Source organism: Vallitalea guaymasensis (assembly GCF_018141425.1).
In the GTDB taxonomy this organism is placed as follows: Bacteria; Bacillota; Clostridia; order Lachnospirales; family Vallitaleaceae; genus Vallitalea; species Vallitalea guaymasensis.
In genome coordinates, this window is sequence record NZ_CP058561.1 from 40,019 (window position 1) to 61,103 (window position 21,085).

The following is a 21,085-nucleotide window of genomic DNA, read 5'->3' on the forward strand; positions in this document are numbered from 1 at the left end:
TAAAATACTGTATTAACTTATCAATTATCTATTATTAGTCTCTCGAACGTATTACCATCAAAATACCATCAGTAAGACTGACCGTAGCCTTATCCTTGATAAATTCGTTGCTAATTCCTATTGAAATCCCTTGTCTCATAGTATAGCCATTAAGTTCATACTTTAATCCTTGGGTGGATATCCCTGTAACTGTACTGGTTAATGGAATCAATGATATGTATTTATAATCATTTCTATGAAAACAAGTAGTCTTGTCAATAAGACTGATGATATTATTATTATTTATAATCCTGCATTTGATTCTTTTTTCAAGGGGTATCATCAGAATATGAATATTTGCTATAGTATGGTCAATTCTAGTGCCAATTCCACCAAATAAATCAATATGGGTACTCCCCATATCAATTGCTTCCATTATTGCTAGATGAGTATCGGTTTCATCCTTTTCTGCAATAAATCTATTCACTTTTATCCTAGAATCCTTAGTCAATTCCTTAATAACTATCGGACTGATTGAATCAAAATCTCCAACTATCAGATTAGGTTGTATCCCTGCCTCAAATAAGTACTGGGCTCCTTTATCTACACCTATTATATAATCATATTCGTTACAAGTGATAAAACTCTTCAGAAAAGCTAGATCTACACTTCCCCCTGTAACAATTAGTGTTTTCATATCTAATTTTCACAAACCTCTCTAAAAGCTTTAATTGTACTATTTATATCTTCTGAATTATATATTGCTGAACCTGCAACAATTACATTGGCTCCAGCATTAACAACTTGTTTTACATTATCCAAGGATATTCCACCATCTACCTGAATATCACATTTAAAACCTCTACCACAAATAACGTCCTTGATGGCACTTATTTTGTGTAATGAGGATTCTATGAACTTCTGACCGCCAAAACCTGGGTTTACTGACATAACCAACACCATATCAAGCTCATCAATAATATATTCCAAAGCACTGATAGAAGTAGCAGGATTCAGTGATACAGCAGCTTTTAGACCATAACTCTTAATTAAAGATATAGTACTATGAAGATGTTTACAAGCTTCTGCATGTACCGTTATTATATCTGCTCCTGCTTCTTTAAAATCTTTTATATATCTGCTTGGTTCATCAATCATCAAATGAACATCAAATACTTTGTCAGTATACTCTCTTATGCTCTTGATAATAGGTACTCCAAAGGAAATATTAGGAACAAATGACCCATCCATGACATCAATGTGTACATAATCACATCCTGCTTCATCAATTCTTTTAATATCATGTCCTAAATTTGCAAAATCCGCTGCCAAAATCGAAGGTGCTATCTTAATCATTTTACCATCTCCTAATATCTTTTAATTCATCATATAGCATTTTATAACTTTCATATCTAAGTTTACTGATTTCACCATTTTCAAGTGCATGTTTAACTGCACAATCAGGTTCGCTTATATGGTTACACCCATAGAATTTACAGTTATCTTCATACTTCTTAAATTCAATGAAATAATTCTTCAGATCATCTTTTTCAATCTCATCAATATATAAAGAACTGAAACCAGGTGTATCAACAACATAACTATCCTTATCAAAAGCTAAAAGGGTCGCATGTCTGGTAGTATGCTTACCTCTTTTGATTTTTTCACTGACTTCACCAGTTTCAAGCATCTCCACTGATTGAATCAGATTAAGTATAGATGATTTTCCTACACCTGAAGGTCCAGCAAATACTGTTGTTTTATCATACAATATTTTTCTAAGTGGTGATATTCCTATATCTTTTGTCGCACTAGTCAACAACACATCATATCCTGTATCTTTATAGATGCTTCTTATATCATCCAAATCTTCATCAGATACCGTATCAACCTTATTAAAACATATGACTACACTTATATTTTCTCTTTCTGCCATTATTAAAAACTTATCAAGTAAATTAAAGTTCGGTTTTGGATTCTCCACTGCGAAAACAATAACAACTTGATCAATATTAGCGACTGTAGGTCTAACTAAACTATTTTTTCTAGGTAGAATCTCTAATATATTCCCCTTCATATCTTCATTCTCTAATATATCAATCTCTACATTATCGCCAATAAGAGGCTTTATCTTCTTATTTCTAAAAACACCTCTGGCCTTACATTCATATATACCCTTTTCAGGTACGTGTATATAGTAAAATCCCGCAATTCCTTTAATGATTTTACCTACCATTAATTATCCTCCTCTTTAGTAAAAACAAAAGGGTTTTCATACTGGTACACATCATTAAGGTAAATCTTAATGATTGCATCTCCCTCACCAGAAACAATAATTGGCAATGGGAAATCTTCACTTTTAACCAATTTATTGAACACAACATTTTCCTTGCCATTAATAACTAGAACTGCTTTCAACTGACCTTCAGTCTGATTAGGGTCAAATATATTATTTATAGTTTCAGTATGGTAATATCTAATTTTTTTGCCTAGACTTACAGCAATATCTATAACATAGTTTTCTTTTACTTCTTCCCCTGGATCAACGGTCTGGCTGATAACTTTACCTTTAGCCACTGTATCATGGTTAATCTTAGTTACACTTCCTATTTCTAGATTAGCCTCGGTCAACTTATTCCTGGCTTGCTGTTCAGTCAAGTCCTTCAAATTAGGTACAAAAACTGTTTTTTCTTCTTTACCTTTACTTACAAAAATAGTGACAACTTCACCTTTTTTTAATTTGGTTCCCTTATCAGGATATTGCCTTATTACAATACCAAGAGGTATAGAATCATGATATTCTCTTTCTATCTTATAAGTAAGATTTCTTCCCTGTATAATACTTTGTGCTGTAGTAAATTTTACACTTAGAACATCAGGAACTTCAAAAGTCTCTATTCCTTTGCTTACAGTTAATTTTACAATCTGGTCTTTTTCAGCAACTGTATTTTCTTCTGGAATCTGTGAAATAATCTTATCCACATCATAAGTATCATCATATGCTCTTTCTGTAACATCGATTGTTAAATGCTTGTCTTCCAATAATTTTTTTGCATCAGACAGCAACATACCCTGTACATCAGGTATTAACACTTCTACTGGCTGCAATCTGGCTTTTATACTATTAAATACAAAATAAGAAACTATTGACACCAAAACAATAGCCGAAACCACTCCTAGAAAAACCACAACTTTCTCAAGATTGGATTTTTTCTCGGTAACAGTATTATTTTCTTTTTCTTTCCATATTTTTTTCATATCATTATCAGACATAAAGAGGGTAGGTGAATCATCAACTACCTTTATGTCAACAAAATCTTCTTCAGGTGATATATTCGCTTTTTTCAGATCTTCCATCAACTCATCTGCACTGGAATATCTGAATTCAGTTTTCTTTAAAGTAGCCTTGATTATAATTGATTCCAGGCATTTAGTAATATCAGGATTTTTCTCTCTTGGACTTGGCAGATCTTCATTTATGTGAAGAAGAGCTACTGAAACTGGACTTTCAGCTTGATAAGGCAAGGTTCCTGTAGCCATCTCATACATAGTAATACCTAGTGAATACAAATCACTTTTTTCGTCACAAAAGCCACCTCTGGCTTGTTCTGGAGATATATAGTGAACTGAACCACTTGCATTAGTAGGGGCTACAATAGTCTTATCTGTAGCTACTCTGGCAATACCAAAATCAGCTACTTTTGCAATACCATCTTTTGTAATGATGATATTTTGTGGCTTGATGTCCCTATGTATAATATGATTTTCATGTGCATGTTCTAACGCTGAAGCAATAGACGCAGCAATTTTGATAGTCTCAGCATCAGATAATGGCGCATTATTCTTAATATACTCCTTTAGGGTAATTCCTTCCAATAATTCCATTACTATATAATAAATATTTTTATCATTTCCTACGTCATATATATTAACAATATTATGATGTGATAAACTAGCTGCTGATTGAGCCTCCACTTTGAATCTTCTGACAAATTCTTCATCCAAGCAAAATTCATCTCTTAGAACTTTTATGGCTACAAATCTCTCCAGCTTATTACATTTAGCTTTATATACAATAGACATACCGCCTGAACCAACTTTTTCAATTATTTCATATCTACCACTTAAAATTACTCCTGGCTGCAACATACCATGTCACCTCATTCCCCTTTTATTAATACAGCTGCTATATTATCAGTTCCTCCATTATTCAGAGCAAGTTCAATCAGTTCATCAAGCTTTTCATCAAGTTTTTTATCAGAACCGACCACTTGGAGAATTGTATCATCTTCTAACATATTGGTCAAACCATCTGAACACATTAGGATAAATTCCTCACTAGTTATGTTCAAGGTAAATATATCACATTTTACAGTTTCATCTGCACCAACAGCCCTAGTAATAATATTTTTATTTGGATGATTTTTACTTTGACCTCTTGATAGTTTACCAGATTTAATCATTTCTTCAACTAACGAATGATCTTCTGTTATTTGATTAATAGCATTATTGATTAAATATAATCTACTATCTCCAACATTAGCAACAAATAATTTATTATCTTCAACTGAACAAACAATGAATGTTGTGCCCATACCGAAAAAATTCTCATCTGCCAATGATTTATTATGAATTATTTCATTTATGTAATTTATACCATTAATAAAAGTATCTGTAATATGTGGGTATTCATTTTTCTTAACATAACCAACGAATTCTTCAACAGCACACATTGAAGCATACTCTCCCGCTTTATGTCCACCCATCCCATCAGCAATTATATAAAGATTAGGAAGGTTTCCAATTTTTTCATTAGAAATGTAAAAACTATCTTGATTTATATTCCTTATTTTCCCTTTATGGGTTTTCCCTATAGCTTTCATATAACCTCCTATAAGTATTACCTGTTTATTAAAATAATTTATACTTCCTTATTTTTGTCTTTAGTGTAACTTCTTCTAAGCTGTCCACATGCTGCATCAATGTCGCTTCCCAATTCTCGTCTAATAGTAGTAGGTATTTTATGTTTTTCCAATACATTTTTGAAGGCTAGTATAGTGTCTTTACTGCTATGCCTGTAGCTTCTTTCTTCTACTTGATTAACTGGTATTAGATTGACATGACATAAAATTCCTTTTAATACTTTTGATAGTTCCTTAGCACATTCAATCCCATCATTAACACCTTTTACCAAACTATATTCGAATGTAATTCTTCTCTTAGTTTTTTTAACATAATCTTTACATGCCTCAATTAATAAATCATAGTCATATGCATTAGCAATAGGCATCATGGTTTTTCTAATTGAATTATTGGGAGCATGTAATGATATAGCCAAAGTGATCTTTAAATTTTCATCGGCTATATCATTAATCTTTTCAATGATACCACAAGTAGATACAGTAATGTTTCTTTGACTAATATTCATTCCTTCTTCTGAGTTTATAATCTTAATAAACTTTATCAGAACATCATAATTATCTAAAGGCTCACCAGTCCCCATAATAACTATATTAGATATTCTCTGACCGCTTATTCTGTTTATTTCATATACTTGTCCCAGCATCTCAGAAACTGTCAAATTCCTTTTTAATCCCCCAATAGTTGATGCACAGAATTTACATCCCATCCTACATCCAACCTGAGAAGATATACATACTGAATTACCATGCTTATAAGACATGAAAACACTCTCAACTACATGATGATCATTTAATTCAAACAGATACTTTCTAGTTCCATCTTTTGACTCTAATTTTTTAACTTCACGAAGCGTTACTATATCGCAGTTAACAGCTAATTTATCTTGTAATGCCTTAGATATATTGGTCATCTCAGTAAAAGAGGATACTCTTTTTTCATGTAACCACTCATATATCTGCTTAGCCCTAAATTTCTTTTCACCTATTTTTTCCATAAATTCTATCAATTCATCCATGGACATTGATAAAATATCAACCTTATCATTCAAATTCTAATATTCCTTCCATTATGTTCTAATTACCAATTCTTCTTAGCTTAGCTATGAAGAAACCATCTGTATCATAAAATCCAGGTAATAATTGAATATACCCCTTTTTGTTATTATTGATTGTATCAGGTAAATTATCCTCAAAATCAACTAATTCAAAAGGGAAATTATCAGTGAACCAATTAACATTCTTTATGTTTTCTTCTGGATTAACAGTACATGTGCTATACATAAGTATACCACCTGTTTTTACATATTTGCAAACAACTTTTAATATATTCCTTTGAATATCAATCAGATCATTTATATCTTTTCTTTCTACATTATATTTAATATCAGGTTTCTTTCTTATTATTCCAAGTCCTGAACATGGAACATCTGCTATTACTATATCAGCCTTTTCTATCATTGAACTATCAATCTCTAATGCATTATACTCTTTTATATCAACATTATTCAACTGTAATCTTTTTACATTTTCAGCAATCAACTGTAATTTTTTCGGATAAATGTCTCTAGAGACAACACTTCCAGCATTATTCATCTTTTCTGCAAAATGAGTTGTTTTTCCTCCAGGAGCAGCACATACATCAATGACTAACATATCCTTATTTGGATTTGCCAATTGAGCCACTAACATGGAACTTTCATCCTGTACTGTAAATTTACCTTGATTAAAAGCCTCCAAACCTCTGATATTGTTATAATTACTAATCTTCAAAGCATAATCAAGGAGCTTCCCTTTTTCCACATCTACATTAGAATCCTGTAACTGCTTCATTAATTCTTCTGGATTAGTCTTTGTTAGGTTACATCTAATATTGGTTTTAACAGTTTTATTACTATTGATACACATTTCTTTTACGGTTTCATAATCATAATGCTTCAACCACAATTCAACAATCCACATTGGGAAAGAATACATTATTGATAGGTATTCAACTGGTTCATCATTTTCATTAGGATATTGTATTGAATCTATATTTCGTGCTATATTCCTTAATACACCATTCACAAATCCAGATAGATTACCCAATTTTCTTTTTTTAGCTAACTTGACAGCTTCATTACAGACAGCAGATACAGGTACTTTATCCATATAGTTTATCTGATAGACTGATAATCTCAAAATATACAAAATGATTTTTTTCATTTTATTAGTTTTTGTCTTGGAGAACTTATTGATTATATAATCTATAGTTATTACATGTTCGACTGTACCTTCTACGATTCTAGTAATAAACGCCCTATCTATCTTAGATATATCATTATGATTCTTGAAATACTTATCAATAGCAATATTCGTATATGCTTTATCTTTGAATATGCTTGTTATAATCTCTAACGCTACATTTCTAGCATTAATCTTATTCGTTTTATCATTACTCGCTTTTGTCATTTCTACCCCCGACGAACTTTATCTTATTAGTCATTTCTTCTACCAGCTATAAGCAATAATCTTAACAAACTAGATATTGAAGCTGCCGCTGCCGCAACATAAGTGAGGGCTGCTGCTGATAGAACTTTTTTCGCAGGTACTATCTCTTCATAAGAAAGATAAGCATTTGACTCCAATATCCCTATTGCACGATTGGAAGCATTGAATTCAACTGGTAGAGTAACCAATTGAAACAATACTACAGCTGCAAATAATATAATCCCTAATTTCAGGAAAAAAATGTTTGCAATCAAACCAAGTAATATAATAGGAAAAGCAAGTTTTGATGATATATTGACAACAGGAAAAATCGCATGTCTTATCTTCAAAAAAGTATATCCCGTATTATGCTGTATGGCATGACCACATTCATGCGCTGCAACCCCAACTGCAGCAATAGATTGATTATTATATACTGCATCAGATAATTTTAATACTTTTGATCTTGGATCGTAGTGGTCAGTTAATCTACCACTAACATGTTCTACTCTTACATCATAGATTCCTGCCTGTCGCAATATCATTTCAGCTACATCCTTACCTGTATATCCTCGTGAATTTCTATAGCCAGAATATTTTTTGAATGTAGATGCTACCTTTGATTGTGCATACAAAGATAAAAGCATGGCAGGTATCAATATAATGAACGTAGGGTCATAAAAAAGACCATATGAGCCAATTCCTCTCATGCTATCATCTCCTTCCTAGAATTTCTCCTACTTGAAGCTTGTACCCTCTTAAAAAAGCACCAGCAGACATTCTTTTTTTACCTTGCAACTGTACTTCTTTAATCAGTATACATTGATTCCCACATTTTACAACAAATCCATCTTTTTGAATATTAACAATCTCTCCTGGTTTACCGTTATATGAATCGTCTATCACTTTACCTGCCCATACCTTAAGTATCTTATTACCTAGATAAGTATAAGCACTAGGCCATGGATTCAATCCTCTAATAAGCAACTCAATCTTGTAAGCTTCGATCTCCCAGTTAATATTTCCTAAGCTTTTTTCAAGCATAGGTGCATATGTTGATTCATCTGAATTTTGTTTTATTCTAATTATAGTATTATTTTGTACTTCTTTTAAAGTTTTAATCAATAATTTTGCACCGACATCAGATAATTTATCATGCAATGAACCACCTGTGTCTGTATCTTCAATTTTAACAGCTTCTTTTAAAAGCATATCGCCTGTATCTATCCCAACATCCATATACATAGTTGTTATACCTGTTTCAGATTCACCGTTGATTATAGACCATTGAATAGGTCCTGCCCCTCTGTATTTAGGTAATAAGGAAGCATGTACATTAATACAGCCATGTTTAGGTAGATTAAGTATTCGCTTAGGTAAGATTTTACCAAAAGCTATAACAACTATAACATCCGGATTAATCTCTTCCATAGCTTCCACAAAGTCATTTTCACTTAATTTTTGTGGTTGATATACTTTTATATCATTGCTTACTGCTACTTCTTTTACAGGTGTAGAAATAACTTTATTACCTCTTCCTTTTGGTTTATCTGGTTTAGTGACAACAGCAACTACTTCATGTTCAGAATTGATTAACTCCTGTAAAGTAGGTACTGAAAAATCAGGAGTTCCCATAAATACTACTTTCAAATTCTCACCCTCTTTTTTATTCTTGTACTATGTTTTCTGCTATATCAGTAAATAATCTGCCCTTAAGATGGTCTGTTTCATGACATAATGCTACAGCCAATAACTCTCTTCCTTCAACAACAATCTTCTCTCCATCTAGATTCAATGCTTCAGCTTTAACATATGCAGGTCTTTTAACTTCTCCAGATTTTCCTGGAATACTTAAACAACCTTCTGGATTTAGCTGTTCACCTTTTGTCTTAACGATCTTGGGGTTAATCAGAACCATTGGACCTTCTCCAACATCAATAACCACTATTTGCTTTAGAATACCTACTTGTGGTCCAGCAAGACCAACTCCATTAGCGCTATTCATAGTTTCTATCATATCTTCAGCCAACACTTTTATATTTTCTGTTATTTCTTTAATCTCTTTACAATTTTTCCTTAAAATCTCGTCGCCATCAATTCTTATTTGTCTTAAAGCCATTATAAGAACACTCCTTTTAACATTTTATTAATATTATTTCAGTTACATTTATTTAATATGAAATCAATGGATTAATATCCATTTGTATTGAAATGTCTTTGTATTTAATACTAAGTCTTTCCATATATCTATTAATGAATTGCATCAACTCCTTATATCCTGTACTTCTTAATAAAATCACTCTTCTATAATTATTTTTTATTTTAGATACATTAGCTGGTGATGGACCGATTATTTCAAGTCCCATTCTGGATGCAACTAATAATATATCATTTTTTAATTCAAAAGATCTTCTAATCAACTCTTTTTCGTTAGTGGATTGAATCAACAACACTAACAAATTGGAGAATGGCGGATAATTCATTACTTGCCTATACTTAATCTCAGCTTCATAAAATCCAATGTAATCTTGTTCCTTTGACTTGGTTATGCTATAATGCTCTGGAGTATAGGATTGAATTATAGCTGTTCCCTGTAGGTTGCTTCTACCTGCTCTGCCTGTAACCTGTGTCAATAATTGAAATGTCCTCTCTGAAGCTCTGAAATCGCTCATATAAAGAGATAAATCAGCAGCTATAACACCAACTAGTGTCACATCAGGAAAATCATGACCTTTTGCAACCATTTGAGTTCCTATAAGAATATCTGCTTCACCATTTCTAAACTTCCCTAATATTGTATCATAACTATTTTTTCTTGTAGTCGTATCAAGATCCATTCTCAAGACCCTTGCTGTAGGAAATTCTTTCTTTACATAAGACTCCACTTTCTCTGTCCCTATTCCGAATTGCTTGATGTACTTGGAATTGCATGAAGGACATTTACTAACCATATTGATTGTTTTACCACAATAGTGGCATATTAGTTTATCACCAAAAGCATGATATGTATATGGTATATCACAACTATCACATTTAATTACATACCCGCATTGTCTACAAGATACAAATCTTGAATAACCTCTTCTATTTAAAAACAAAATGATTTGTTCTTTGTTGAATAATTTATTCTGTATTTCATTTCTTAGAGTATCACTAAATATTGATTTATTTCCATTAATCAATTCTTCACGCATATCAATGACCTTAACATCCAACTTATTAGTTGAAGCTGCTTTTTCTTTTAATTCCAATAAAGTATATTTACCTTCTTTAGCTAAATGATATGATTCCAGAGATGGTGTAGCTGAACCTAGTACCACATCAGCACCAGTCATCTCACCTCTTTTAATTGCTACTTCTCTAGCGTGATATTTGGGTGATACCTCTGACTTATAACTCATTTCGTGTTCTTCATCAATTATTATCATACCAAGCTTTTTGAATGGAGTGAAAACCGCAGATCTAGGACCTATCATAATAGATATATCACCGTCTCTTGCTCTTCTCCAACCATCATATTTTTCACCAGCTGATAGCTTACTATGCATTACACCCACCTGATTACCAAATCTTGATATGAAATTTCTAACTGTCTGAGGAGTCAAAGCTATTTCAGGTATCAATACTATAGCCTGTTGCCCTTTCTCAAGGACTTTTTCTATTATTTGCATGTAGACTTCTGTTTTTCCACTACCTGTAATACCATGGATCAAATGAACCTGACTTTCCTTATTCAGATTACTCAATACCTTGTTAATAACTTTTTGCTGCTCTATATTAGGTAATTTGTTTTTACTTCTTCTTATATTATTAACATTATATGGTTCTCTATAAATACGTTCTGAATTAATTTTTATAATTCCTTTTTTCTCTAAGTTGGAAAGTACTGCTGGAGTTATATCAGCCTTTTTAATTATAGTACTTTGCTTGCATTTTTCACAAGTAAGCAAGTGATTTCCAGCTCTGCTTAAAGCCTTATAATTTTTGTTATCCCACATTTTTATATATGATTTCAACTCATCAGCTTCAATTATTCTAACAATTTCTTTTTGTGTCTTTTCATTAACCTTTTTACCTATTGGAATCAATGTTCTAAGAGCTGATATTATGGTACATGCATATCGTTCTTTCATCCAAACAGCTAATTTGATTAGATGAGCTTCTATGGACATGTTCATTGACGCTACACCTGTAATGTCTTTAATCTTATCCACGTCAAAGTTAGGTTTATCAGTAAACCCTATAACATATCCTTTTAAATTTTTATTTCCTTTACCAAAAGGTATATCAACAACAGTTCCAATTACAATCTTATCCATCAAGTTATGGGGGACACGATATTGAAATACTCTATCTAACTTTGAATGAGATATATCAACAATAATATCTGCATATTTATTCATATAATCTTCCTTTTATGTAAAACCAATATAATTACTTATTCTATAGCAATTATTTAATTAGGCTTGTATATATCAATCAATCACATACCATTATTTTCTTATTATAACATATGAATAACCATATAACAATGTAATCGCCCTCTTAAAAGAGAACTTTTATATAGAATAAAAAATCTTTATAAGTGCATAAAAAAAGGGGGTATCCCCCTTATTTATTGGTCATCCTCAGCTATATCATGTGCTACTATATCAATTTTGCCTTCATAAAGTTCATTTACTGCATTTGATAAGGGCTTAGTATAATTATTACTTGATAATACTTCGTCCCCTCCGATAATCTCTCTAGCTCTCTTTGCTGAAGCAACAACGATTGAGTATCTGCTTTTAAGTTTTTCTTCATCACTACTCATTCTGTCATTGATTGTTGTCATTAAATCTGTGTAAGATGGATGTAACATCTATATCTCTCCTTTCAAAAGCTCTGCAAATTCATCTTTTAATCTATCTTTTAGTTCACCACTTCTATTAGCTCTTTTGTGCTCTGCATTAATGATTGTATTAATGTCATTTGCACATTTTTGTAAATCATCATTAACAACAATATAATCATATTTATTGATAACTTCTGCTTCTTCATATGATCTTTTAAGCCTTTTGTTAATGATATCAGAACTTTCTGTTCCTCTTTTTTCTAATCTTGCCTTCAATTCAGCTACACTTGGTGCTGTTATGAAAATTAATACTGCATCGTCATATTGTGCTTTGACATCAAGAGCACCCTGCATCTCAATCTCAAGAATCACATTTTTACCTTGCTCAAGATTATTTTCTACAAATTTTCTAGGTGTACCATAATAGTTATCGCAATAGGATGCCCACTCTATAAGTTCATTATTATCTATCATGCTTTCAAAGTCATCTCTAGTATCAAAAAAATACTCTCTTCCATGTTCCTCATATTCTCGTGGTGCTCTAGTTGTAGAAGATATTGAAAGAATGTAATCTCCTTTTGATAAAAGTTCTTTAACAACAGAACCTTTTCCAGCGCCTGAAAAACCTGATATAATTATGAGTATACCCTTTTTATTCATCTAATCACCTTTAATTATGTTTTTTGTTATTATTTAGGTTCTATATATGCTATAGCATATTTTTTTTATCCTCTTCAATTAAATCCGAATTATCTTTTATAAGTCTTTGTCCTACTGTCTCTGGTAGAATAGCAGATAATATAACATGACCACTATCCATTATAATAACAGCTCTGGTTTTTCTGCCATATGTAGCATCTATTAATTTCCCATCATCCCTGCCATTCTGGATAACTCTTTTTATAGGTGCGGATTCTGGACTAATAATTGCAATTATTCTATTAGCAGATATAATATTTCCAAAACCAATATTAACCATTTGAATCATTATCTTAATCTCCCTTACTATATATACTGAATTAAATATTTAATATGATTAGCTTATTCAATTCAACAAACATAGAATATACTTATTCAATATTTTGGATTTGTTCGCGGATTTTTTCTATTTCTGTTTTAAGCTCTAATCCATTAGTAGAAACTTCAATATCATTTGATTTTGATAAAATCGTGTTTGATTCCCTATTCATTTCTTGTAAAAGAAAATCGAGTTTCCTACCAATAGGAATATCTTTATCTAAAGTACGTCTCATATGTTCAATATGGCTCTCTAGTCTAACAATTTCTTCATCCACACAACATTTATCAGCAAATATAGCAACTTCTACAGCAAGCCTTGCTTCATCAATAGTACTACTTAATAAATCATTTATTCTATTTTCCAATTTGACTTTGTACTCTTCAATAACATATGGTGCTCTAGTTTTGATATTGGAAACTAAGTTATTGATAGTGTCAAGCTTCTGTATTATATCTTTTTTCAATAATTCGCCTTCTGTTGTTCTAGTAGAAATAAGCTTTTCTATAGCTATTGTCAATGCCTTCTCCATTAGATTCCATAATAGCTCTTCATCAACATCCTGTTCTTCTATAGTTATGACTTCAGGATATCTAGTGATATTAGATACTCTTATATCGTTATCAAGTTCAAACTTCTCACTGATGATATCAAAGTACTTTAGGTATTGTCCTATCAGGTCTTCATTAAGCTTAATACATTCATTCCCTTCAGAATTATCTTCATAAGAGATAAATATGTCCACCTTACCTCTAGATACTTTTTTCTTGACAAAGTTTCTAATATTATTTTCTAGAAAGCTTATTTTCTTTGGCATTCTAACATTGATATCACAATATCTATGATTAACAGATTTAATTTCAACTGTCATCTTTCTATCATTAGATACATATTCTCCTCTACCAAAGCCTGTCATACTTTTTACCATTTTAATCACTCATTTCTATGATATGAGTCAAAATTCACCAAATTTTAATTCATATTCATTGGTATTATCCTTATGGTATTATACCTTACTATAAATATCTAGTCAACACAGGACAAGGAAAAAAACCTAAAATAATAAAGGCTCTTTCCCTATTGAAAAAAGCCTCTATTATTGCAATTAATTATTTAATAATTTGTTGACGAACTCTTTATTCTTTTTCAATTCATTTATAGAATTTATATAATGATGCTGCCTAGCTTTGAACAATGTAAATCTGTCTAATTCCTTGTAGTGATTTATATAGTCTAATAATCTGCTTCGCAGTTTTTCTACGTCTTCCAAGTTAAATTCATTAAGATCATTTACTTCGTCTATAATTTCATTAACCTTTTTTGCCATATCATCATATCCGATCATTTCGCTCATATAATCTGATAAGTCCTTTAACTCTTCCCTATTGATGGCTTTTTGATTAGTGAACATATTCCATTCCATGATAAATCTCTTCAGATTCTTCTCAAGGTAGAATAAGAAATCAGCTTTTGCTTCTACTGGTGGTTCATGGATTATTGTTACAGCCTTATCCGTTAGAAAATATGCTTTGAACATTTTATCTTCCTTATGTATATCAGCTTTTTCATTACCATTAGCATATATCAATCTACTAGCTAACAATAATGAGAAATCCTCACCTCTTGGAACATCCTCTGGATAAAACATTTTTCCTGCGAAGTCTTTTCTGACTATCATATTTCCACCGAAACCAAATAAAGTTTCTTTTATATTATCATCCTTGGTAAGTCTTATGATATCGTTATCCATAGAGGAAAATTTTTTCCAGCTTTTTAATTTATCTTCTGTTTTTATTCTTATGGTACCATTTTTTTCATAAGGTGCAGTAAAGATATATTTGTCCTCATTATCGTTCAACACTTCTTTTATATAAACCATATAATCTTTTCTCAATAATTCATCATCATCAATTTGAATAATTATATCTTCGTCCAGTAAATAAGGAATCATGAATCCTAATGTCCTTATTTCAGGATAGCCTTTAACAGAAAAAAATTCATTTTGAGTATTTATTCTATAATTATTGATATCTGTATTAGTATATATTGAATTAGGGAATCTACAAGTATTCATGACTCCTGCTACTTTATCTCTAATAATACTATCTTTCGTTGTATCTTCATTAGTTCCTATTGCAAATATATATATTTTAAGATTATCTTCATCATCTACTTTCAATTCATTAACACTTTTTATTGTATTTACCAATGTATTATCGTCTTCAAAACTCTCTAGACCTGTTGGATGATCGAATACATTTATCATATTTTTATCAGTATCAATGTAAACATTAATTACCATAGCAAAATTCATATTTCATTAATTCCTTTCCTGTAAAAGTGTATGCTATATGAGTTTATTCCTCAATTTTTCTAGTAGTATGGCGATATATTATTTTGGGGTCAAATATTATTTTTGTTTCACCATCATAATTATCTTCTTCATTTATCATACCTATCAATATCTCTATTGCCTTAGATGAAATATCCTTGGCATTCTGTTCAACTGTTGTCAAAGATGGAACAGTGAATTCTGAAATAGGTATATTATCAAATCCAACAACCTGTATATCTTCAGGAATGGATATTCCCTTCTCATTAAGGGATTTTAGTACACCAAAAGCTTTTTCATCTCCAGACACAAATATTGCATCTGGCAATTTACCCTCTTCAATTATTTGATTACACGCTGTATATGCTTCTTTATATGACTTGATTCCTTCATATATAATAAAATCCTGCTTTTGTAATTTATTATCCAAAACAGCTGTATAGAATCCTTCTCTTCTTTCCTCATTAGAAATATACCTATTACTACCAAGGAAAAAAAGGATGGACTTACAACCACTTCTTATAAGATATTGTGTAACAAGGTATGATGCTTTATAGTTATCGATTTCAACAAATGGATTTTCGGGATAATTATAATTCTTTCCTATAGTTACATAGGGAATACCTAATTCCTGGAATAATCTTATCTTATTATCATCTTTTTGAATGTTAAGGATTATAGCACCATCAACAAAACCAGATTTTAGAAGATGTATATTTTTTTTATTCTCTTCTTCATCATCCATATTGAATTGAAACATGAAAACATTATATTCATAAGCAGAAGCTTGATTAATAATGTTCTGGAACATATTGGAATACCATTGTCCTGGATACAGGTCTTGTTGTTTCTCAATAACAAGTATAATATTCTTTGCTGTCTTCTTTCTAAGACTCTTTGCATATATATTTGTTTCAAAACCAGTTTCTTTGATGACATCATTAATAATTTTTCTTGTTTCTTCTTTTACGTATTGTCCGTTGTTTATAACTCTTGATACAGTTCTAACAGAAAAACCTGTCCTCTTAGCTATATCCTTAATGGTTAAATTGTTTTTTCCCATTTCTTCCCTTCTTTCTATTGGAAAAAATTATTCTATTTCATAATTAACATAGAATTTATTGGTCTTATCATTCCTGCTGACGAAAGATCTGATGTACATGGATAGCTCAGTTCAATTAGTTGATTCTTATAAATCATACTTAGACAACTAGAAGCTCCTCCGTCTAGATTCATTACCCAATCAACTGCTCCTACTTCTTTTTCTAGAATACCAACTATTTCATTGAAATTAGCTCCACAACTTTCTTTTGTTCTTCCAGAAAAAACGAACACAAAAAATTTATTAGTTCTCGTTAGACCAACAACTGTTCTAGGACCTCTAACCCAATCTTGTACTTGAGTCTCTTGGGTCTGCATTGAAAGAGGATGAAACCATCCTTCTCTTTTAAATGCTTCAATTTGCACTTGGTTATTAGAAACCAGATTCTTGCCATTTTCAACTAGCAGTGTAGCTCCACCATAAACCCAACTAATATCATCCCATTGTCCTTGGGTCATATCCTCAGGCTTTTCAAGATATACATCCAGTTTATAAGGTTTAGTAATTTTATAATAATCATCATTAATACCAGTCAATCCCAGTGAATCTACTAACCTTTTTATATAATCGCCTGTAACAGACAGAACAACTCCTATACTAGGTATAGATACTTCTCCATATCTTACACAAACTATTTTATTATTTATTATAACAATATTTAACCTATTTTTACCATATGAATAGAAAAATTTTCTATAATCTTCATTATTCTTGCTCAAATCCTGATTATCAATATATGGAGTAATGATATTGACATTTCCATTGTCACTATTTACATCATCTCTATCCCATGTAATTTCTTCATTGTTGATTATTATCTTACCACCTTGTAAAGTTCTTCTACCGAAAATTACTTGACCGGATTTGGTACAGCCTATGAATGCTTTATTATATAATGGAAAATATTCTTCTCTGTTAGTATCTTCATTTACATACTTGTATCCAAGAAAAATCTTACCTACATCAATCTTTTCATTTGGAAGTTCTTTCCTTGTAGAATTATAAGCTTCAACAATATTATCCGTGGCAAAATATAAAAAGTTACAGCAATATCTTAGATCTCGTTCTATATCATTCTTAAAATACTCCCTAGGTGAAATCAAACTTTTATTTAATTTTTCTGCTTCTACAGGTTTTAATGAAACATTATCATCAAATAACAACCCTGTTACAAGTACATTATTATTGTGTTCATGATTATAAACATCATCTGTTGTCTTTTCTATATTATCTGCATTATAATAACATGAGATATATTTACCTCTAAAATGATTATTGATAAATTCATATAAGATTTCTCTTTCTGCAACTTTATAATCTGCTTCACTTTGTTGTTTATCCATTAGAAACTCTGGAAAATCATTCCTCTTTATACTTGTTGAATAAAAATTCATGTATTTAATGGGCAGCAAGTTGTTAATATCTTCACCTGATTTAAATACCTCTCTACATCTTTTTATACCATATTCATTAAGTAAACAATTATAATGAAATAAGCTCATAGTTATTCTTTCATTACCAGTAAAGTCATAATCACAATCAAACTCTTTTATGACATAACCTATTATATATGGAATATCACTGCTGCCGTTTCTATAAATGTTAGTATATCTTGAAACTACTACATTTTGAACAGTAGACAATATAAAGTAATCAAAAGAAACATTTTTCAATGAAAATATATGTTTCTCACCTAGACCTATAACAAGTGTTTTATTACTGGAGGCTTTACCAAATAATATGGCATCTTCTTTCTCCAGTTTACTGAAATCCATTCCTACAGAAGTATTGTCATAGATTTTTATTTGTGTATTCTTTTTAATTAAGTCATTAGATTCTATAGTAGCTTGATTATCCATAATATCATAATAATCATCAATTGTTGCTTCATCATGAATGCTACTTTTTTTTACATAGATAACTATTTTTTTATCTCTAAACTCTAATAACTCATTGTTGACGATTATCTGCAAAAGAGTTAATAATTGTTTATTGTCACCTGCTAAAAATATAAGTTCTTCTGCAATCATCATCTTAGTTTTCAAAATTTCCAACTTATTGATTACACTAGTATTGTATCTTATTTTCTTTGGTATACCACTATAAATTAAATTAATAATGGCATTATCAAAATTCAATTTTTCCAATTTATTCGTTGAAATATATTCTTCATCTAAACTATAGCTACTATAAATATCTTTCATGTCTTTATCAAATGTTTCTTGTCTGATTTTATGTATATCACCGTATATCTCCTCATCTGTATAATCTTCTAAAAGAGTAAAATCCATAAAATAATCTTTAAGCTTATTATAATAATGTTGGTAACGGTATTTATCCACTTTATCTTTACTATAGGCAAGATCCAGAGCATAATCAATTATTACTTCATTACCTTTTGCTTTATCTACCTTTACAGAACCATAATTATACCTTAAGTATTGAAAATAGCCTTTTGTCAATTTTCTTTTATAGGCTCCTGCAACATAATTATGTTTATAAATCATCATTCTTTTACTCCTCCATCAAGTATACCTGATATAATCTTTCTTTGGAGTAATAGAACAACAATTATCAGTGGTACTGTGATTACAATAGAAGCTGCACACATGGTTCCCCAAGGAACAGTATAATCTGTTTGATAAAGAGTGATTCCTACTGTAACCGTACGTCTAATCTTTAATGGATTCAATACTTGCGCAAATAGATATTGATTCCATGCAGTTATGAATACAAGTATACTTACAGTAAATAATCCCGGTGCAACAAGAGGCATGATAATTTTATAGAAGCATTTGAAAATAGATGCTCCATCAATCATTGCGCTCTCTTCTAAAGTATTAGGTACTGATTTGAAAAATGTTGATAAGAACCATACTGCCATTGGTAATTGTGTGGTTGTGATAGCTAGTGCCAGCCCCCAATAAGTGTTAAGCAATCTAAGATTCTTCATCATTTTATATATAGGATTAATAATTGTTATTGGTGGTAGTAAAGTTATGCTCAGCAGCACTAACATGAATACCTTTTTCCCTTTTATATCAGTTCTTGAAACAGCATAGCTTGCTAAACATCCTATTGACACTGACAATGCTGTACTTACCAATGAAATAACTGTGCTGTTTTTCAAATATAGTAAAAAGGGTTGTCTTTCAAAGACATCTATGTAATTCTGTAATGTCCATTCTGATGGCCAAAATGTGGGAGGAATGCTAAATAGATCTTTCTGATTCTTAAATGAATTTAAAAATTGCCATATAAACGGAAATATGATTCCACCAACAAAAAATATGAAGAATAAGGCAAACAAAACTCCTTTAATATATTTTTTTAGTTTTATTGATTTAGTATTTTTTTTCATCATTACACCTTCTCCATCTTGGTCTTCAACGCATCCATAAACAAAAAGCTTATCAATAGGGAAATTATAAAGGTTACTACGGCTAATGTTGCACCATATCCAAGATTACCAAAATTGAAATAAGTCTTGATTGTATATAGAGATAAACTTTGAGTTCCGTCAGCTGGCCCACCGCTTGTTAGTGCGACTACCAAATCATATATACGGAATGTAGCAAGCACTCTAAATAATATAGCTACAACAACAACCGGTTTAATTATTGGCAGTGTAATTCTAAAAAATCTCTGTATCTTGTTAGCTCCATCAAGGGAAGCCGCTTCATATAGACTTTCAGGAACTGTTTGAAGCCCTGATAGAATAAGCAGTGACATGTAAGGTGTAGTTTTCCATACATCCGCAATAATAACTGCTATTATGGCTGTATTTTTCTCAATAAGCCAAGGTATATAATCTTGAATAAGATGAAGTTTGCTTAGTATAAGATTGATGATTCCATATTGATCACTATACATGAACTGCCACATCAAACCTGAAACTATAGTAGGTATAGCCCAAGGCACTAGTACAGCAGTTCTAATTATACCTTGTCCTGGAATAGCTTTATTCATGATTAAGGCAAAAATCATACCTATCAAAGTTTCCAAGGTTACAGCAACAACTGTAAACATCAATGTAAACTTCAAACTCTCTATAAAAGTCTTATCACTGAATAATTTGATATAATTATCAAACCCAACAAATTTCTTGCCCTCTGCCAAAGTCTGAATACGAAGATCATAAAGACTCATGTTAATTGTATTAATAACAGGATATACTATAAAAACCAATACTAATACAATTGAAGGTATTATGAATATATAACCCATTTTGGCCTTCTGTTTTTGCATATTCGGTCACTCCTAATTTTTATTCATTCTAGTTATATTAATATATTGTGCTTCCACCACATGTTATATATATTTAATCCAAGTGGAGTTTTTGTTCTATAAAGATTAGAACGCCGATAGAAAATTATTCCATCCAACGTTCTCTCTAATCTCTCGTTTCATATCACTAACTGAAATTAATTCA

General features: G+C 31.0%; 20 protein-coding genes. All 20 read right to left on the reverse strand.

What is annotated here, in order from left to right:
• Positions 1–34: 34 nt before the first annotated feature.
• The 20 genes from HYG85_RS00210 to HYG85_RS00305 all read right to left on the reverse strand — a co-directional run bounded on the left by HYG85_RS00210 (position 35) and on the right by HYG85_RS00305 (position 20,901).
• A complete protein-coding gene (locus HYG85_RS00210; RefSeq protein ID WP_113674749.1) occupies positions 35–676 on the reverse strand; it encodes a thiamine diphosphokinase in 642 nt (213 codons plus the stop codon).
• 2 nt (positions 677–678) lie between these two features.
• On the reverse strand, positions 679–1,335 hold the full coding sequence (rpe, locus tag HYG85_RS00215; RefSeq protein WP_212691807.1) for a ribulose-phosphate 3-epimerase: 657 nt from the start codon (positions 1,333–1,335) through the stop codon (positions 679–681).
• Between the two features lies 1 nt (position 1,336).
• Complete coding sequence (gene rsgA, locus HYG85_RS00220; RefSeq protein WP_113674747.1) at positions 1,337–2,215, reverse strand: ribosome small subunit-dependent GTPase A; 879 nt, start codon at positions 2,213–2,215, stop codon at positions 1,337–1,339.
• Positions 2,215–4,128, reverse strand: coding sequence for a Stk1 family PASTA domain-containing Ser/Thr kinase (gene pknB / locus HYG85_RS00225; protein ID WP_212691808.1), 1,914 nt, complete (start codon positions 4,126–4,128; stop codon positions 2,215–2,217). Before pknB ends, rsgA begins: the two co-directional genes overlap by 1 nt.
• Positions 4,129–4,139: 11 nt before the next feature.
• Complete coding sequence (locus tag HYG85_RS00230; protein WP_212691809.1) at positions 4,140–4,862, reverse strand: Stp1/IreP family PP2C-type Ser/Thr phosphatase; 723 nt, start codon at positions 4,860–4,862, stop codon at positions 4,140–4,142.
• Between the two features lie 38 nt (positions 4,863–4,900).
• Positions 4,901–5,950 (reverse strand): 23S rRNA (adenine(2503)-C(2))-methyltransferase RlmN, encoded by a 1,050-nt coding sequence (gene rlmN, locus HYG85_RS00235; protein WP_212691810.1) that lies wholly within the window; start codon positions 5,948–5,950, stop codon positions 4,901–4,903.
• A 25-nt stretch (positions 5,951–5,975) separates the two neighbouring features.
• A complete protein-coding gene (rsmB, locus tag HYG85_RS00240) occupies positions 5,976–7,349 on the reverse strand; it encodes a 16S rRNA (cytosine(967)-C(5))-methyltransferase RsmB (RefSeq protein WP_212691811.1) in 1,374 nt (457 codons plus the stop codon).
• 26 nt (positions 7,350–7,375) lie between these two features.
• The gene (locus HYG85_RS00245; RefSeq protein ID WP_212691812.1) at positions 7,376–8,077 is read right to left on the reverse strand and encodes a zinc metallopeptidase; all 702 of its coding nucleotides are present in this window, start codon (positions 8,075–8,077) and stop codon (positions 7,376–7,378) included.
• A 4-nt stretch (positions 8,078–8,081) separates the two neighbouring features.
• Positions 8,082–9,017, reverse strand: a complete 936-nt coding sequence (fmt, locus tag HYG85_RS00250; RefSeq protein ID WP_212691813.1) for a methionyl-tRNA formyltransferase — start codon at positions 9,015–9,017, stop codon at positions 8,082–8,084.
• 16 nt (positions 9,018–9,033) lie between these two features.
• Complete coding sequence (def, locus tag HYG85_RS00255) at positions 9,034–9,486, reverse strand: peptide deformylase (RefSeq protein WP_212691814.1); 453 nt, start codon at positions 9,484–9,486, stop codon at positions 9,034–9,036.
• A 52-nt stretch (positions 9,487–9,538) separates the two neighbouring features.
• Positions 9,539–11,770 (reverse strand): primosomal protein N', encoded by a 2,232-nt coding sequence (gene priA / locus HYG85_RS00260; RefSeq protein WP_212691815.1) that lies wholly within the window; start codon positions 11,768–11,770, stop codon positions 9,539–9,541.
• 212 nt (positions 11,771–11,982) lie between these two features.
• Positions 11,983–12,228: a DNA-directed RNA polymerase subunit omega gene (gene rpoZ, locus HYG85_RS00265; protein ID WP_212691816.1), complete on the reverse strand. Its 246-nt coding sequence runs from the start codon at positions 12,226–12,228 to the stop codon at positions 11,983–11,985.
• On the reverse strand, positions 12,229–12,861 hold the full coding sequence (gene gmk / locus HYG85_RS00270) for a guanylate kinase (RefSeq protein ID WP_212691817.1): 633 nt from the start codon (positions 12,859–12,861) through the stop codon (positions 12,229–12,231).
• A 49-nt stretch (positions 12,862–12,910) separates the two neighbouring features.
• Positions 12,911–13,189 (reverse strand): extracellular matrix/biofilm regulator RemA, encoded by a 279-nt coding sequence (remA, locus tag HYG85_RS00275; RefSeq protein WP_408647977.1) that lies wholly within the window; start codon positions 13,187–13,189, stop codon positions 12,911–12,913.
• Between the two features lie 82 nt (positions 13,190–13,271).
• A complete protein-coding gene (locus tag HYG85_RS00280; protein WP_113674735.1) occupies positions 13,272–14,147 on the reverse strand; it encodes a YicC/YloC family endoribonuclease in 876 nt (291 codons plus the stop codon).
• Positions 14,148–14,324: 177 nt separating this feature from the next.
• Positions 14,325–15,533: a hypothetical protein gene (locus HYG85_RS00285; protein ID WP_212691818.1), complete on the reverse strand. Its 1,209-nt coding sequence runs from the start codon at positions 15,531–15,533 to the stop codon at positions 14,325–14,327.
• Positions 15,534–15,576: 43 nt separating this feature from the next.
• The gene (locus HYG85_RS00290; RefSeq protein ID WP_212691819.1) at positions 15,577–16,614 is read right to left on the reverse strand and encodes a LacI family DNA-binding transcriptional regulator; all 1,038 of its coding nucleotides are present in this window, start codon (positions 16,612–16,614) and stop codon (positions 15,577–15,579) included.
• A gap of 32 nt (positions 16,615–16,646) precedes the next feature.
• Positions 16,647–19,163 carry a phosphodiester glycosidase family protein gene (locus HYG85_RS00295; RefSeq protein ID WP_212691820.1) on the reverse strand — a complete coding sequence of 839 codons (2,517 nt, stop codon included), beginning with the start codon at positions 19,161–19,163 and terminating at the stop codon, positions 16,647–16,649.
• Positions 19,160–20,017 carry a carbohydrate ABC transporter permease gene (locus HYG85_RS00300; protein ID WP_202975247.1) on the reverse strand — a complete coding sequence of 286 codons (858 nt, stop codon included), beginning with the start codon at positions 20,015–20,017 and terminating at the stop codon, positions 19,160–19,162. Before HYG85_RS00300 ends, HYG85_RS00295 begins: the two co-directional genes overlap by 4 nt.
• Complete coding sequence (locus HYG85_RS00305; RefSeq protein WP_212691821.1) at positions 20,017–20,901, reverse strand: carbohydrate ABC transporter permease; 885 nt, start codon at positions 20,899–20,901, stop codon at positions 20,017–20,019. Before HYG85_RS00305 ends, HYG85_RS00300 begins: the two co-directional genes overlap by 1 nt.
• Positions 20,902–21,085 lie beyond the last annotated feature (184 nt).

What these genes read in the sequence shown, in the direction of transcription:
- HYG85_RS00245 (WP_212691812.1), bottom strand. Translation starts at nt 8,077, where the DNA reads ATGAGAGGAATTGGCTCATATGGTCTTTTTTATGACCCTACGTTCATT.
- remA (WP_408647977.1), bottom strand. Translation starts at nt 13,189, where the DNA reads ATGATTCAAATGGTTAATATTGGTTTTGGAAATATTATATCTGCTAAT.
- HYG85_RS00300 (WP_202975247.1), bottom strand. Translation starts at nt 20,017, where the DNA reads ATGATGAAAAAAAATACTAAATCAATAAAACTAAAAAAATATATTAAA.
- HYG85_RS00305 (WP_212691821.1), bottom strand. Translation starts at nt 20,901, where the DNA reads ATGCAAAAACAGAAGGCCAAAATGGGTTATATATTCATAATACCTTCA.
- rpe (WP_212691807.1), bottom strand. Translation starts at nt 1,335, where the DNA reads ATGATTAAGATAGCACCTTCGATTTTGGCAGCGGATTTTGCAAATTTA.
- HYG85_RS00290 (WP_212691819.1), bottom strand. Translation starts at nt 16,614, where the DNA reads ATGGGAAAAAACAATTTAACCATTAAGGATATAGCTAAGAGGACAGGT.
- priA (WP_212691815.1), bottom strand. Translation starts at nt 11,770, where the DNA reads ATGAATAAATATGCAGATATTATTGTTGATATATCTCATTCAAAGTTA.
- gmk (WP_212691817.1), bottom strand. Translation starts at nt 12,861, where the DNA reads ATGAATAAAAAGGGTATACTCATAATTATATCAGGTTTTTCAGGCGCT.
- HYG85_RS00285 (WP_212691818.1), bottom strand. Translation starts at nt 15,533, where the DNA reads ATGAATTTTGCTATGGTAATTAATGTTTACATTGATACTGATAAAAAT.
- def (WP_212691814.1), bottom strand. Translation starts at nt 9,486, where the DNA reads ATGGCTTTAAGACAAATAAGAATTGATGGCGACGAGATTTTAAGGAAA.
- HYG85_RS00210 (WP_113674749.1), bottom strand. Translation starts at nt 676, where the DNA reads ATGAAAACACTAATTGTTACAGGGGGAAGTGTAGATCTAGCTTTTCTG.
- rsmB (WP_212691811.1), bottom strand. Translation starts at nt 7,349, where the DNA reads ATGACAAAAGCGAGTAATGATAAAACGAATAAGATTAATGCTAGAAAT.
- rpoZ (WP_212691816.1), bottom strand. Translation starts at nt 12,228, where the DNA reads ATGTTACATCCATCTTACACAGATTTAATGACAACAATCAATGACAGA.
- rsgA (WP_113674747.1), bottom strand. Translation starts at nt 2,215, where the DNA reads ATGGTAGGTAAAATCATTAAAGGAATTGCGGGATTTTACTATATACAC.
- HYG85_RS00295 (WP_212691820.1), bottom strand. Translation starts at nt 19,163, where the DNA reads ATGATGATTTATAAACATAATTATGTTGCAGGAGCCTATAAAAGAAAA.
- pknB (WP_212691808.1), bottom strand. Translation starts at nt 4,128, where the DNA reads ATGTTGCAGCCAGGAGTAATTTTAAGTGGTAGATATGAAATAATTGAA.
- HYG85_RS00230 (WP_212691809.1), bottom strand. Translation starts at nt 4,862, where the DNA reads ATGAAAGCTATAGGGAAAACCCATAAAGGGAAAATAAGGAATATAAAT.
- HYG85_RS00280 (WP_113674735.1), bottom strand. Translation starts at nt 14,147, where the DNA reads ATGGTAAAAAGTATGACAGGCTTTGGTAGAGGAGAATATGTATCTAAT.